This is a genomic window from Citreimonas salinaria (assembly GCF_900107235.1).
Classification (GTDB): domain Bacteria; phylum Pseudomonadota; class Alphaproteobacteria; order Rhodobacterales; family Rhodobacteraceae; genus Citreimonas; species Citreimonas salinaria.
This window is the reverse complement of the sequence record NZ_FNPF01000015.1, coordinates 1-13793: the sequence shown is the minus strand read 5'-3', so window position 1 is coordinate 13793 and position 13793 is coordinate 1. Positions and strand designations below refer to the sequence as shown.

Annotated in this window: 18 protein-coding genes; 5 read left to right on the top strand and 13 right to left on the bottom strand. The window is 60.8% G+C overall.

Going from position 1 to position 13793, the window contains the following annotated elements; genetic code table 11:
* Positions 1-27 precede the first annotated feature (27 nt).
* Together BLW27_RS15685 and parS are read left to right on the top strand one after the other, a co-directional pair.
* Positions 28-1008, top strand: coding sequence for a porin (locus BLW27_RS15685; protein WP_089884652.1), 981 nt, complete (start codon positions 28-30; stop codon positions 1006-1008).
* Between the two features lie 214 nt (positions 1009-1222).
* On the top strand, positions 1223-1672 hold the full coding sequence (gene parS, locus BLW27_RS15680) for a type II RES/Xre toxin-antitoxin system antitoxin (protein ID WP_177177941.1): 450 nt from the start codon (positions 1223-1225) through the stop codon (positions 1670-1672).
* 2 nt (positions 1673-1674) lie between these two features.
* Here parS and BLW27_RS15675 read toward each other — a convergent pair whose 3' ends face one another.
* Positions 1675-2124: a hypothetical protein gene (locus BLW27_RS15675; protein ID WP_089884648.1), complete on the bottom strand. Its 450-nt coding sequence runs from the start codon at positions 2122-2124 to the stop codon at positions 1675-1677.
* A 77-nt stretch (positions 2125-2201) separates the two neighbouring features.
* On the opposite strand from BLW27_RS15675, the gene BLW27_RS15670 reads away from it, so the two are divergent.
* Positions 2202-2837, top strand: coding sequence for a hypothetical protein (locus tag BLW27_RS15670; protein WP_089884646.1), 636 nt, complete (start codon positions 2202-2204; stop codon positions 2835-2837).
* Here the strand turns inward: BLW27_RS15670 and BLW27_RS15665 are convergent.
* The 4 genes from BLW27_RS15665 to BLW27_RS15655 form a co-directional block, all read right to left on the bottom strand.
* Complete coding sequence (locus tag BLW27_RS15665; protein WP_177177940.1) at positions 2827-3318, bottom strand: metal-dependent hydrolase; 492 nt, start codon at positions 3316-3318, stop codon at positions 2827-2829. The two genes, BLW27_RS15670 and BLW27_RS15665, sit on opposite strands and share 11 nt — an antisense overlap.
* Positions 3318-3692: a YbjQ family protein gene (locus BLW27_RS15660; RefSeq protein WP_177177939.1), complete on the bottom strand. Its 375-nt coding sequence runs from the start codon at positions 3690-3692 to the stop codon at positions 3318-3320. The genes BLW27_RS15665 and BLW27_RS15660 overlap by 1 nt, the downstream gene beginning before the upstream one ends.
* Positions 3693-3805: 113 nt before the next feature.
* Entirely contained in the window at positions 3806-3982 is a 177-nt protein-coding gene (locus BLW27_RS21270) for a type II toxin-antitoxin system CcdA family antitoxin (protein ID WP_177177938.1), read from the bottom strand.
* A gap of 61 nt (positions 3983-4043) precedes the next feature.
* The gene (locus tag BLW27_RS15655; protein ID WP_143042297.1) at positions 4044-4622 is read right to left on the bottom strand and encodes a hypothetical protein; all 579 of its coding nucleotides are present in this window, start codon (positions 4620-4622) and stop codon (positions 4044-4046) included.
* A gap of 180 nt (positions 4623-4802) precedes the next feature.
* Between BLW27_RS15655 and BLW27_RS15650 the strand changes: the two genes are divergently transcribed.
* On the top strand, positions 4803-5351 hold the full coding sequence (locus BLW27_RS15650) for a MucR family transcriptional regulator (RefSeq protein ID WP_089884638.1): 549 nt from the start codon (positions 4803-4805) through the stop codon (positions 5349-5351).
* 5 nt (positions 5352-5356) lie between these two features.
* On the opposite strand, the gene BLW27_RS15645 is transcribed toward BLW27_RS15650, so the two are convergent.
* Positions 5357-5899, bottom strand: coding sequence for a hypothetical protein (locus tag BLW27_RS15645; protein WP_089884635.1), 543 nt, complete (start codon positions 5897-5899; stop codon positions 5357-5359).
* Positions 5900-6051: 152 nt separating this feature from the next.
* Between BLW27_RS15645 and BLW27_RS15640 the strand changes: the two genes are divergently transcribed.
* Positions 6052-6357 carry a hypothetical protein gene (locus BLW27_RS15640; RefSeq protein ID WP_089884633.1) on the top strand — a complete coding sequence of 102 codons (306 nt, stop codon included), beginning with the start codon at positions 6052-6054 and terminating at the stop codon, positions 6355-6357.
* A gap of 157 nt (positions 6358-6514) precedes the next feature.
* Here BLW27_RS15640 and BLW27_RS15635 read toward each other — a convergent pair whose 3' ends face one another.
* The 7 genes from BLW27_RS15635 to BLW27_RS15605 all read right to left on the bottom strand — a co-directional run bounded on the left by BLW27_RS15635 (position 6515) and on the right by BLW27_RS15605 (position 13547).
* Positions 6515-7669 (bottom strand): CpaE/TadZ family protein, encoded by a 1155-nt coding sequence (locus BLW27_RS15635; protein ID WP_089884631.1) that lies wholly within the window; start codon positions 7667-7669, stop codon positions 6515-6517.
* 12 nt (positions 7670-7681) lie between these two features.
* Positions 7682-9100, bottom strand: coding sequence for a hypothetical protein (locus tag BLW27_RS15630; protein ID WP_089884629.1), 1419 nt, complete (start codon positions 9098-9100; stop codon positions 7682-7684).
* Between the two features lie 158 nt (positions 9101-9258).
* The gene (locus BLW27_RS15625; protein ID WP_089884628.1) at positions 9259-10644 is read right to left on the bottom strand and encodes a hypothetical protein; all 1386 of its coding nucleotides are present in this window, start codon (positions 10642-10644) and stop codon (positions 9259-9261) included.
* A 56-nt stretch (positions 10645-10700) separates the two neighbouring features.
* Positions 10701-11267 carry a hypothetical protein gene (locus BLW27_RS15620; protein WP_089884625.1) on the bottom strand — a complete coding sequence of 189 codons (567 nt, stop codon included), beginning with the start codon at positions 11265-11267 and terminating at the stop codon, positions 10701-10703.
* A gap of 13 nt (positions 11268-11280) precedes the next feature.
* Positions 11281-12594 (bottom strand): hypothetical protein, encoded by a 1314-nt coding sequence (locus BLW27_RS15615; RefSeq protein ID WP_089884623.1) that lies wholly within the window; start codon positions 12592-12594, stop codon positions 11281-11283.
* Between the two features lies 1 nt (position 12595).
* Positions 12596-13150, bottom strand: coding sequence for a prepilin peptidase (locus BLW27_RS15610; protein ID WP_089884620.1), 555 nt, complete (start codon positions 13148-13150; stop codon positions 12596-12598).
* 166 nt (positions 13151-13316) lie between these two features.
* Positions 13317-13547 carry a hypothetical protein gene (locus BLW27_RS15605; RefSeq protein WP_089884618.1) on the bottom strand — a complete coding sequence of 77 codons (231 nt, stop codon included), beginning with the start codon at positions 13545-13547 and terminating at the stop codon, positions 13317-13319.
* Positions 13548-13793: the final 246 nt, after the last annotated feature.

Sequence of the window (13793 nt, the reverse complement as noted above, 5' to 3'; positions counted from 1 at the left end):
AGAGCGCGCAAACTCTGGAGAACTGCAATGAAATCTATCCTTTTCGCTACCTCGGTTTTGGTCGCTTCCGCGGGCATGGCATCCGCACAGTACGTTGACGTCGCCGGTTCGGCTGAAGTCGGCATCGTCGGCGGAGAGCGATACGGGACCCCGTCTAGCGGCGGCGTCGACCAGATCTTCACCGACATCGAAGTGGTCTTCACGATGACCGGGCAAACGGACAACGGGCTGAGCTACGGCGCGTCTGTCGATCTCGACGAGGGTGACGACAGCTTCGACGGCACCGACGATGACGGCGCGACCTGGTTCTTGGTGTACGGCGACTACCGCCTGGACGTCGGCGACACCGACGGCGCGTTCGATGCGGCCGTAGCCGAAACATCCCTGGTCGGCACGATCAACGACACAGAAGAGCACCTCGGCTACAGCGGCAACTCGGCGCTCGATGGTATCTACGACGGCCAGATCGCTCGGCTTTCTCGCTCCGCCGGGTCGGTCGCCGGTCACGTCTCCGTCGAAGTCGATGACATGGGCGAAAGCTCCCCTGTGTATGGCGTTGGCTTCACCTACGACCGCAGGATTGCCGGCGTGGACGTCCGGGTTGGTGTTGGTCACCAGCGCACTGTCGTCGACGCGGACGACTACGGCTTCGATGACGGTCTGCACACCGTCGCCGGCGCAAGTGTCTCGACGAGCCACGAGAACGGGCTTCGGACCGTCGCAAGCTATGTGGAGTACGACCAAGCCAACTGGTCGAAGACGATGAAGCACTCAGCAATCGGCGTCGGCTACACCCGAGATGCCCTGTCTGTCGCTGCGAATTACGGCATCTACAACGACTTCGATGGCGTCGATGGCCCCACCAGCCGCGGCTACGCCTTTGCTGTCAACTATGACCTCGGCGGCGGTCTCGTTGCTCAAGCGGGCTTCTCAGAAAGCGATCTGAAAGTTGACGGCTTCGAGCACGAGGGCGACAACTACTCGCTGGGCGTGGCGATGGCCTTCTGATTCAACGATCCACGGTCGCATCTCTGTCCCAGGAAGAGCCCGTCAGCGAAAGGCGGGCTCTTTTTCGTTTTCAGCACCTGCTCATGTCACCGCCATTCGCAGATCAGGCGCTGAGCCCGAGCCTTGCAACTGAATCGGATCACCGCGGGAAAATTGATTGGATTCCGGTACCCGTGTGCCACCTTGAAGGCGATGAGGTATGGCGAGGTACGGCATGGATGGAGAACTGGAAGAGCGCGCTTTCGAACTTCTCGGCGGAAGCACCGTTTTCAGGAATTTTGTAGGAAGCTCGCTCGACGCGCACGATATGCTCGTCACCGGTATGCCGCCGCAAGCCCTTGAACACCTCATCGAGTCCGTCGACGTCCTTTCGTCTCGCGATACCTTCGAGACCGTCATGGGGATGAGCCGGAAGACGTTCCGCCGGCACGTAAACAGCAGAAGCCGTCTCACCGCCGCCCAGGGCGGCCGGGCGTGGCGTTTTGCCCGGATTCTGGCTAAGGCGACGGAAACACTTGGTGATCAGGAAAGCGCTGAGGCCTGGTTGCTTGCACCCACACCCGGACTCGACAACCGACGCCCGGTCGACCTCCTGGCTTCCTCCGCGGGCGTAAGAGCTGTCGAGAAGCACCTGACCAAGCTGGAGCACGGCGTGTACGTGTGATGTCAGCTCTCGATCCTGTTCACTGCTCGTGACGGTTCACCCGTTTTCGTCTTCGAGCGCAATTGCTTCATCCGGATCAAAAGCCGCTTCCTCGTCGGTTTGCCTTCGGCTTTCGGTGCCACCTTCTCAGCTGTAGATCTCTCGGCGGTCGGCTCCTCACACCGGACGCCCTCGAACATCTCGTCGCAGGCATCGAGATTGATCTCTCCGTCGGCATCCATGATTGACGTGCTTATTGGGGTGCGTTGGCGGTAGTTTGCCTCGACGTTCCTGATGAAGACGACATCGCATGTAACACCGGGATCGCCGCATGCGTCGCATTTCAGGCTTTCCGACAGCTTCTCGAGCGTCGCATGGACCTCGATCAGGTCACGGGTCACCTGCTCTTCCCTGCTCTCTCCGCAGCGGCATCGCACCCGGATTACCTGCCCATGCAGCTTCCTCAGATCCACGATTTATCCTTCCCGCAGGTATTGACAATGTCAGATATTCGCAAACCTGGTAAGCAGAGATTAAAGGGAACTGATCCATGACTGCTGACACGATCTTCCACGCGTTTTCGCATCTTGATCACCTACAAGGCGACGATCGCGACTTCCTCCTTGACTACTTCATCGAAGAGGACAAAAGGCTGACGAGCGATCTCAGCGAGCAAGAGGCGGCCGAGCTCCGCGCTGACCAGGCTTTCGGCATCGACGGCGATGCGATCCAGGCGCCACTCTCGTCGGGCGTGCTCTTCGATCAGACGTCGCCGTTCAAGAAGCTCTGCATCGACACCGCGAATAAGGTTATACAGACCTGGACTCGAGAGTTTCTGCGCGACATGTATCGCCGCCACGGACCTGAATCGTACCTGCGCGAACCACTCAAGAACCAGGTGTTTGAGGCGATCCGGGAGACGACCATGGAAGTCGTCGCATCGGATGAAATCCGGGGCAGCTACGATCTGCTGGAACTAATCGAGCAGGATCCGACGATCGCGGACGCGGCGAATGGGGACGAAACCCTGAAACTGGAACCAGGTGCGGTTTTCAACCACCTGCACCGCTGCGTTGCACTCCGCGTCCTGGAAACACTGGATGTCGAAAAGCTCGCCGCGGTGGCGAACAGACACGCCCAGTTCGGATCGCGTAGAAGCCATCGTCGGCGCCAGCTCAGAGCGTGAGAGCGGCAACGGCGAACGCGAGCATCGCAGCACCGGTGGTGACCACGAAGTGCTCGAAGAACCCGTTCACCCGGACGATGCGGACGCCGACGCGCGAGTTCGAGACCGGCCATGCCGCCGGCACCCCTGCCCCGCCGGTCGTGAACGGTCTTCCCGTGGAGTACGACACCGCGTCCGCGAGCAGGTGAGACGCAATCCCCAAGGCAAGGCCGGCGCCTGCTGGCATGTGCACGAAACCAACCAGAGCCGACACACACACCAGGAAAAGCACGGAGTGCGTCCCGGTCCGGTGACCCATCACTGCGTAGACGAGATCCGACAGCGGGCGGACTTTGCGACCGAGCTTGCTGTGTGGGTGGTCGAGATCAGGCAGCAGGCTCCCGAGGAGCGCCGCGGTGATGATCACCGGCGCCTGGGATGGTCCGAACGCACTCAACACCACCCCCGCCAGCGCACCCAGCGCAAGGTGAGCCTTCCACATCATTGCTTCGGGGCCGGGCTATCCGGGATAGACTGCGCGGGGCCCTTCTTCCGGAATCCGACAGCGGTCCCGATGGCCTGCAAGCCAACGAGCTTCGTTCCCCCCAGCGGGATGAGGTTCGTACGCAACCCGACCACGGCATCGACGCTGGGAGCATTCCTGGCCTTCTCTTCGAGCTCTTTATAGACGTCCTCGAGCAGCGCTTCGAACATCGTGCTGTACGTCTTCGACCGCCCGCCGAAGAAGTCGCGGACACCGGCCAGGCTGTCCTTCATCGCGCTGGTCGCACGAGTGGAATTCGCCTCGACGATTCCGATCGCGACGACTTCGCAATCCTGTGGCGGGGTGATCCATTCTGTGGTCGTGATAAGCAAAACAACGCCCTTTCTGTTCAGGGCGTCAGTCTATTTCTGCTCGATTTTTCTGAGATTAAATCGGGATAGCCGCAGCGTCCCCGGAAGGATTACCGCTTAGACCGTGTGGTAAGTCAGCGAGTCCAGGTAGATCTGCCAGGTGCTGAAATGATGTCACTCAGCGGATGTCCCTGCCGGTCGTGCCATTCCGCCTGCTTCGCCAATGCAGCAGCGTTCTCCGCGAGCCACTCCTGCCGCGTCTCCGCATCGTCGGACGACAGAGAGGCCTTATGCTCAGTCTCGTCGACCATGTCGGTATCCTCCTGATCGCAGGATACCACCCCGGCATGACGCAGAGCAACGTGTCCTGGTTCAGAAAGAAATCCCCAGGAACGTCTTCTTCGCCACCGGCTTCCGGTCAACCGCCTGCTTCGGCGCCTTCCTGATGAACCCCTGCTCGATCTCCTGGCGGCTCTCTCGAAGCTCGTCCAGATTCCGGTTGAACTGCATCACGATATCGCGTGCCAGCAAGGCTTCTGCCGGGCGCATGGCGTCGCTGCGGTGGACGACCGCGGCAAGCAAGTTCGGTGACTGCGTCTTGTTCAGCCGGTTCACGAAAGCCTCATTGTCGCAGAGCGCTTCGAGCGGCTTTGGGCTAAATCGCAGCTTGTTGACCTGGTCCTTGACCATCGCGATCTTGTGCGCCTCGAGCTCGGCGGCGGCCGCGACGTTCCTGAAAGCCGCTTTCCGGTTGGGGTCGGAAGTCTTCCGGGCATCGTCTTGCGCTTGCTTTGCGAGTGAGGTGAGCCGGCACTTGAACTCTGAGATCGCTGCCTTGAAGTCGTCGATGTTGTAGCCGTTCGGAAAGAACGTCTCAACGGTCTCGCTCTTCCGGCGGACAGTCGACGGCCTGTAGTAGTCCTTGAGTCTGTCCGACAAACTGGTCGTCATCACGCTCTCCATTCAGCTGCAGCGCTATCGTTTGCGCCAGCATGCCCGATGCCGGTTTCGACGGGATAAACATGCTCTCAGCGCCCTCCCGTTCAGTGATCGTAGATCAGGATTGACGGCCGCGGTGATGCATGAATAGTGGGCGCAGGACTGAACTGATGAATTTCATCCGAGGCACCCATGACAACTCAAGACAAGACCGTTCCCGCGGACTGGTTCCGCATAGCTGAAGCCTTCGCTCAGAAGGAAAGCTCCACGCCTGAAGACGTGATCCGGCTCGTGTCAGGATTGCGTGCCGAGTTCGAAGCAACGACACCGGCCCCGGGCAGCCAGCCGGTAGCAGCGCCGAAGGCGGTCCAGGAAGATACCCCGGCCCGTTCGAACCGGGCGAAGGCCCAGGCAGCAGACCGCAAGCCCAGCTCTTCCGCGCCTGCGCCGGCACCGAAAAGGCCGGCGGTCCCGATCGAGAAGGCTGTGACCGACGATATGGTCTACTGCCTCGAATGCGGCCGCGGCATGAAGATGCTGAAGCGCCACCTGGGATCGACGCACGGCATGACGCCGCATGAATACCGCGCACGGTGGGATCTGCCGGAGGACTTCCCGATCACGGCGCCGAACTACACAGCCGCGAAGAGCGACACCGCCAAGGCGATGGACTTCGGAAAGGGCAGCCCGAAAACCGGGAAGACCGCGAGCAAAACCAGGAAGGCCATGGTCGGGGCCTGAAGAGCTCAGTGGATCGTGCAGCTGGGGCTGGGCTTCACGGCCCGCCTCATCGAGCGGCACATGTCCGCCATGTTCGCGTCTCTGATCCCTGTGCGAACGAGGTCATCGAACGTCATGTCCGGATCGAGAAACATCTGATTTTCCATCGTGAGCGCGGGGTCGATGAAGCGGGCAAACCCCGCATCTGCTTCCGCAATGGTTTCCGGCTGCCACGCCGACCGTGCCGACAGGTTGCACATTGATCCGGACGACTTCTTGTTGAACTTCGCCCGATTGAAATCATCGAGCAACGCCGCCCGCCCCTTGAGTTCACGCACCAGATCCTCGGCGGTCTGCGAGCGCTTGAACGAGCAGATGACTTCTACGTTCAATCCATGCAGTCGACCGACGCACGCGATGATGCGAGCGGCCCCGAGGAAGCACAGACCTGCCCGGGCTCGATAAAGAGCAGCTGCCTTGGCAACCGAACTATCGATCGGCGTGGCGAACCTGGAAGCAATACGGGCAGGGCTCGCGGCGTCAACGAAGATGAAGAATTCAGTATTCATGATGAAATTCCTGTGCTGTTGCGCTCTTGCTCCCACACCAAGGTTTCACCCGGATAAAAAGGCTACGCTCTGCGGCAATCTTCTGAATTTACTGGCAATAAAGCGCAAGGGAGTACGCCTGCTGCTCTGCAGTCATCAGAAAAGGAATGGGCATGGCACAGTTGACGAAAGAAGAGCGGATCAGGGAACAAAGGCGGGCGATGATAGCTATCGCCGAGTTCCTGAAAAGAACCGGCATGACGGACGCGGAAGCCGGACGGCGCACGTCGCATCCGCGGGACGCAGTCAGTCCCCGGTTCTTCGCGCTGTGTCGCCAGGCGTACAAGCTCGATATCAAGATGCCGAACGACAGGGCCCGGCGCGTCGCCGCGCGCCTCGGAATCCAGGATTACATCCAGCCGATCCCGGCGGAACAGCTGTTGCAGAGGCCTCGGCGCGAGCGCGGCATGGACCTGTAGAGCGTCGTGAGATCCGTACCATCACAAGTATATTGTGTTGTGCGATCGCAAGTAATTAATGCTGTAGGGTTTGGTACGGCGATGACGATCACGGTCTAAGTCGGGATACCCCCACCGGTTCCGTGATCGTCACTTGACCTGCTTGTAAGCCCGGCCTTCAGGAATTGAGCCAGGAAAACAAGCCGCCACCGGACTTGCTCTCTTCCTCGGCTTTGCCGGCTGTCACCGCAACGAGCTTCCTGAAGTGCTTCGAGAACGCGCCCGTCTGCAGCCTCATTTCGCCGTCCAGCACTTCGCGGTAGAGCGAAACCGGGTCGTGCGGCAGGTAGATGATCGGTGCGGTTGTCCGTTCACTGAACGCGCTCTTTTCGATGCTCTCCGACTTGGCGCCGTTGCTGTCGTTGACGACGACAACCAGGGCATCGTCGACCAGGCCGGCGCCCTTGGCTTCCACGAATTCCGCGAGCTGCACGGCACCGGCAAACGACGGTCGCGTTGCAACGACAACGGAGCCGCTCAGCGGAAGCACGACAGAGCCCCATTCGCAGTGACGAGGCAGGTCGATCACGACGTGGTCGAAAGCCCTCGCACAGAGCGACAGGAAGCCGCTCAGCCCGCCTGGATCAGGCGGCGAACGCAGCAGGCCCGGATCACTGAGGAGGTAGAGGTTTGGGTTCCCCGTACGGTTCACGAGCCGCTCCAGGGAAACGCTGTCGAGCCGTGCTGGCACCTGGATCGCGGAGCAGAAGCCTTCCGTTTTCAGGCCGCCGTGGAGCACGTACTGGGTGCCGCAGATGAAATCGAGATCGAGGAGCAGGACCCGGCCGCTTTCTGCCTTCCGCGATGCGATGGCCGCGGCGATCGTGGAGACCCCGGTTCCGCCTTCCGTGCCCGTCACTGTTGTGATCTTCGACGCGTCGACGGTGGCCTTTTCAGGATCCGTGCTTGCCATGGCAGCCGTGAGAGCATCGACCAAGTCTTCCCGCTCGAGCGGCTTGCACACGTAATCGACGCCCAGCTTCCGCAGACGGCGGGCGAGGCGGAGATCCTCGACATCCCCGATCGCGATCGTGCTGATTTCCGCAGAAGGGCCCGCGGCTGCGATCCGCTCGAGATCTGCAGGGACGTCGTCCGAAGCGGACATGTCGATGACGAGGATATGCGGCGGCATGACCCACTCGTTCATGTCCTCGATCAGTGCGTCGACGCCCCCCTCGGCCGTCTTGCACACCAGCCCCAGAGATCCTGAAATCGTGCGGGTGTTGTTGCGCACGTCCTCGTCGGGCGAGTAGATATTTACCGTCTGCGCCATTTTCAGGATCCCTCAGCGGGGCTGACGAAAGAGCAGAGGATTGCTCTCATCGCACGACGCGATCGGGGTTCGATCCACGTAGATCAGTTCCCACGTTGCCCCGGCGCCGTTCTCGAGGATAACGCTTGGACCGCCCAGGAGGCCGTCGTGGCCTACGGATGCCCGAGCGGTCCTGTAGTTCGCGGTCGAGTGCTGCGTCTCGCGCTCGAAAGGCGCCTCCGTGAACCAGGTGCACTCCTTGATCGCCCAGTCCGTGCCCTCGATATCAATGCCGTGAGCCGGGAACTGAACCCGCTCGCCCAGCTCGGAATCGTAGTAATCGTTGAGGTGTCCGTGTCCGTAATCCTCCCGGCCGTGTCGCCAGTCACGAGCCGGGTAGGCAGCGACTACGCCGCCGGGCGCCGGACGGTACGTGTAGTCCCCGCTGTAGTGCTTCGCCTTGTCGCTGTACGCGCCGAAAAGGAAGTTGTTCGTCTCGAAGTTCCCGTTTCCAAGCTCGAGCTCGACGTGTTTCACGAAGTGGACGCCGACATTGTTCTGCTGCGCGTCGATAATCCGCTCGGGACGACCGAAGCCGATCAGGTCGAACACCGTCGCGTCGCCCTGAAATTGGTACTCCGCTTTCGTCCACCGCTGTTCGCGGCTCACATAGCGGCCTTCCGGGTCATAGACTGTCGCCGTGTCCGTCAGACCGTCTCTGATGCCGACATTCTGTCCCGACGGATCAATCGAGAACCGATCGTAGTCGATCGTTTCGAACGTCGACCCAGACCAGATGTATGGATACGGGTATTCGACCGCCTCGAAAGTCCGGCTGCCGACCAGGACGTCCTCCCCCTGGTTTTGCCCAGGATTGCTCAGTGCGACCTGGCAATACCGTGAGTTGCCAGACGAATTCAGGCAGTCGACGCTGGCGTCGAGCTGAAGCATCCGGGTCTCGACGGCATACTTGTTCCACCCGTTGTTGCGCCCGGTGGTGTGGTTGAAGCCGGCGAGGGGGATCAGCGGAGACTGATAGCCTTCGACCCGTTCCGCGTACCAATCCTGTGCGTAAGTCGAGTCGATGGAATGCTCGTAGTTGGGGTCATCCGGGATCACCATCTTCTCTTCGAGGAACGAGAAAGCCTGGCCGTTGCCGAACGTCCACCACCCCGAATAAGGCGTTCCAGGATCCGGGTCGTGCTCTTCGTCCCCGAGATCACCGGGATTGATCACGTACTTCTCTGTGGTTTCAGACTGCCCGCCGGTCGACGGACTTCCGGCGGGGTCCTCTGCGCAGTCATCGAATATCCTCCAGAGCTCGCCGCATTCATCCGTTGTCTGGGGGGCGAACATCATGAAAGCGATGATTACCGGAACAGAAAACCCTGCGAGCAGGACTGCAGTTTCGATGCTCGTAGTGCCTCGTTGTCTGTCGTAACCCATCATCATTCCTTTCTGCGCGGCCAACCTTAAAGCACACGCTGGTTTCGCGCGAATTAACCGGATCTATCCCTTATTCCTGGTGGCTGGCTGCTTGATATGCATCGGCGGTGACCCCTTTGAGCGCCACTCCGAAAGCTCAGTTCCTGTTTCCAGGATTCCTGAGTTCACCCCCGCTGCCGGAAGAGCAGCGGGTTGCTTTCGTCGCACAAGGTGATCGGAGGCCGGTCGACGTAGATCAGCTCCCAGGTCTCTCCCGCGGAGTTCTCGAGTATGACGCTCGGGCCGCCCAGAAGGCCTTCGTGACCCACAGATGCCCGCGCGGTCCTGTAGTTCGCTGTCGAGTGCTGAGTTGCGCGCTCGAACGGCACTTCGGACCAGCTGCATTCCTTAACAGTCCAGTCCGCACCCGCGATCTCTATACCGTGGACTGGGAAATACACCCGCTCACGCAGATCCGAGTCGTAGAAATCCGCGAAGTGCCCATGACCGTAATCCTCGCGGCTGTGGCGCCAGTCGCGAGTCGGGTATGCGGCGACTACACCCCCGGGGGCCGGCCGGTACGTATAGAACCCGCTGTAGTCGTTGTTTTTTTCGCCGTAGAGATCGAAGACGTAGTTGTTCGTCTCGAAGTTCCCGTTCGCAAGCTCAAGTTCGACGCGAGCGTCGAAATGCACACTGATGTTGTTCTGCTGGGCGTCGATGACTCGATCGGGGCGCCCCCGGTTGAATATGTCATAAACGGCCGCGTCGCCCTGGAACTGGTACTCCGCCTTCGTCCACTGTTCATATCGGCTGACGTAGTTTCCGTCCGGGTCGTTCTTTATTTCCGTGTCCTCAAGCATATCCTTGATGGCCACGTTCTTGCCGGCAGGGTCGATGGCAAACCGATCGTAATCGATCGTCTCGTAAGTCGTGTGGTTCCAGATATACGAGTAAGGGTAAGGCGCCACTTCCCAAGCTCGGGATGCAACCAGGACGTCCTCGCCCTGATTTTGTCCAGGATTGCTCAAGACGACTTCACAATACTTTCCGCTGGTTGACGCATTCAGGCAATCGACACCTGAATCGAGCTGAAGCATCCGGGTCTCCAGCGCGTACGTATTCCACAGGTTGCCCCGACTGCTTTCGTGGTTGTAGCCCGCGAGAGGCGTTACATGTCCCACCTTCTCCACGTACCAATTTTTCGCGTAATATGGATCGATGGAATGCTCGTAATCGGGGTCATCCGGGATAACCATTTTCTCTTCGTGGAACGAGAATGCCTGGCCATTGCCGAAGACCCACCATCCAGAATATGTCGTTCCGGGATCCGGGTCATATTCCTCGTCCCCGAAATCACCTGGCAGAATCTCGTAGCCCGCGGAAGCACTGCCGCTGCCCGATCCACCGGTAGCAGGGTCCGCGCAATCGTCGAAGAGCTTCCAGAACCTACCACACTCCTCCAGTGTGGTAGGCGAGAACATCATGAAGGCAAGGATCATCGGAACAGAAAATCCTGCAATCAAGACGGCCGTCTCGATGCCCGTCGTTCCTTTTGCTCTGCCAGTCATGATTCAATCCTTTCTTGTGCACCGGGCATTCTAACCCCGCCCCGATTTCGTACGGATTAATCCGCTTTGTCCTTTGTCGGCTGCTTGATCTGCTCGAGTCCGACGCACGCTTTGGGGGTGCAGACAAGGCTGCCGGACCGCGCTTGGGCTGCCAGTGAGAGCAACACCCTCACGTCCTGGGTTCTTTCGAGCTGCTCGATCTCGTCGCGTGTCTCGGCATCAGCGAATTCGAGGACCGTTTCTCCGAACTCGGTCACCACCAGTCTGGCACCGGCAAGGCGGCTGATCCGCGTCTCGATGACGCCCCGGGTGAGCTCGGTCCGCGTCTCGATGACCACGTCGACATCGGCACCCGGTGCGGCGCCGGGGATCGGCCGGTCGTGCGTGAGCTGGTTGGGTTTGAGCCCGATGCGTCCGGGTTCTGGCTCCGGCTCCACCGGTTCGACATCAGGCGCCGGCCCCTCCGAAGGTGTCGGCGCGGGTTCGGGTTCCGGGGCGACCACCACTGCGGCAGCGGGTGTCTTGGCCGGTTTCGAGGAGCCGCCCTGGCTCAGTCCCGCAAGCGCGATGACGACAGAGATGGCAACCGACGCCGGAACGAGGAAGATCAGGAGTTTCTTCATTTTCAGGAACTCCTCAGCGGTACTGGGTTACGCGGGGACGCAACACGACGATGAGTTCCGTCATGCTCGTACGTGCCGAAGCCGACGTCTTGCGACCGCGGGTGCCGGTCTCGGCCTGCTCGACGGCGCTCGACATCACGCCGGCAAGAACCAGGGTGTCCCCCGGCCGGGCCAGCAGGGTCTGGCTGACCTTTCGCTCCGCGGTCTCGGGAAGCTTCATCTTGGCGGATCCGGTGTCGAATTCCTCGAAGCCGATCAGCGTCGACAGGGTCAGCTCGAGATCGGTGACGATTACCTCGCTCGAGTACTCGCCCGAGATCGACATCGTGATGCCGCTGTTGATCTCGCCGATCGTTACCTCGCTGACCAGAACCCCGTCTTCAGTCGTCGTGGCCAGCCGTTCGACGTACTTCTGCTTGTTCCCGACGTCGATCTCAGCTTTTCCGCCGGATACGACGGAGAGCGTGGGCTGCGACAGAACCCGGCTTGAGCTGCTCTCATCGATGCTCGATATCAGCATGTCGATGACCAGGTCCGCAGCCTCGGACTTCACGACCAGGCCGTTGCCCTGGATCTCTGCCGTGGCGACGGCGGAGAGCTTGTTCTTGAGAGTCTGGATGGTCGTCCCCGAAGAGTGCGACATCGACCGGTCGACTTCCCAGATGTAAGCCTCGTAATCGATCATCTGGCGGGTGCCGGACCAGTTCTTGATGACGCCTTCAACGCGCCGGGCGACAGACGGCGAGGCACTGAAGATGATGCCTCCGGAAGCCTCTGACACGGTGACTTCGGTCGCTCCGACGCCGGCAACCGCGGCAGCCAGGCTGTCGGCCGCCCCGGAAACCCCGGGAACGGATACCGAGTATGCGCGCTCGGACTGCAGTTCTAGCACCCCGCCGACATAGCTCCAGTACAGGTCTCCCGCCCGCGCGATGCGCTTCACGGCGTCTTCGAGAGGCATCTTCGACGGATCAACGAACGAGAGCGTGCGGCCTTCCAGGTCATCGCCGCCGTAGCTGAAGGCAACGCCGGAATCGTAGCTGACCGCGTCCATGACATCGACGAGCGGCATCTCCGCGGCGGCAAACGGGCCAACCAGGACATCCGGAAGCCGGTTCGAGGACACCTGCTCGAGATCCCGCATGACCGGCTGCGACACGTTCCGCGTCGTGATTGCGGCCCGCGGCTGGGGCTGGATCTGCGTGCCGCTCCGGGCAGCCACCGATCCATTTTCAGGAAGTGTGGTGACCTGCTTGCGGTCCATCGGAGAGCAGGCCGCCACAGCCACGGTCGCCGCGAGGAACAGGTTGAGAGCGATACGCTTCATCTCACTGACCTCCCAGATCGGATGCGAAGATCTTCACGAAAGCGGTCACGATCACGGCGGCGGCGATGACGAGACCGAATGGCAGCTCCGGGCAGCCGAGGTTGTGTCGCCAGTCGGCGGGCATCGTCTCATTGTGCTCGAGGTCGTCGGAGAGCACCGGCTCGAGCCCCAGGGCCGCAACACGCTTCTGCAAGCGGTGGCTGACAAGGCACAGCCCCAGGGCCCCGATGCCTACAGATGCGAGGTAGACGGCGCCGTGCTGGCCCGCAAAGAGCATCCCGGCCGGCAGAAGCAGGGCGTCACCCATGCCCAGCCTGTTCGGGAAGGAAAAGCTCACGGTGCCCATGACGAGCGCCAGGAACGCCGCGAAAGCCGGCGCCACCCAGACCTGGTCGGGTGACACAGGAGCTGCGTAGGCGAGCATGACGCCGGCGAGAACGAGAGCGAAGACGTTCTCCGTGCCGATCTCTCGGCGCTGCAAGTCCGTTCGGGCAACGGTCTTGCCGGCAACGATCGCGAGAAGGATAGCAATCATGGCAATTGCAGTGGGCAGCATTGGGGTTTCTCCTTGAAAACGCTTGCCCCTGCTTAGACGGCGTAGATTAAACTGGATGAAAAGAGAGCGTGATCTTGCTCTGCTGGGTGCCGGACAACACGAGAGATCTGGGAACGAAAGAGGGGGCGGCGAATGCCACCCCCTCAATCAGGTCAGCCGTAGCTGATTACGGAGTCACGACTTCCTCGGTCTCCGCTTCGCTCAGGCCTTCGCCCAGGGTCTGCGTGATGGTGTCCATCAGGCCGGGGATCACGCCGTCACGGATGCCGTCTGCGTCTTCGTCGGCGGTGTTCGCGAAGAACTGGCCGAATGCCAGGAAGGCGACCAGCACCGGAACGGAGAGAACGGCCAGAACGCCGGCGGTTTCGATGGCGGTGATGCCCTTGAGGTTTTTCATGAGGTTTTCGTCCTTGGTTTGCTTTCTGCGCTGGCACCATTGCCGCGCTCAAACCCTCAGTTGTTCCGCAGCCGGACTCTCCGGTTCATGAAAGGTAAAAGCGGGAATTTTTTCTTCGACGAGGGACGATTTGCTGCTCGGGAAGGAATCTTGCAGCGCGACAATCAGGATGAGAGTTCAGCGTCAATCAAGATGAGAACGCGGGGTTGGCGGATCGCAGGGAGGGCGTAGCCCGACCGGAGAGCC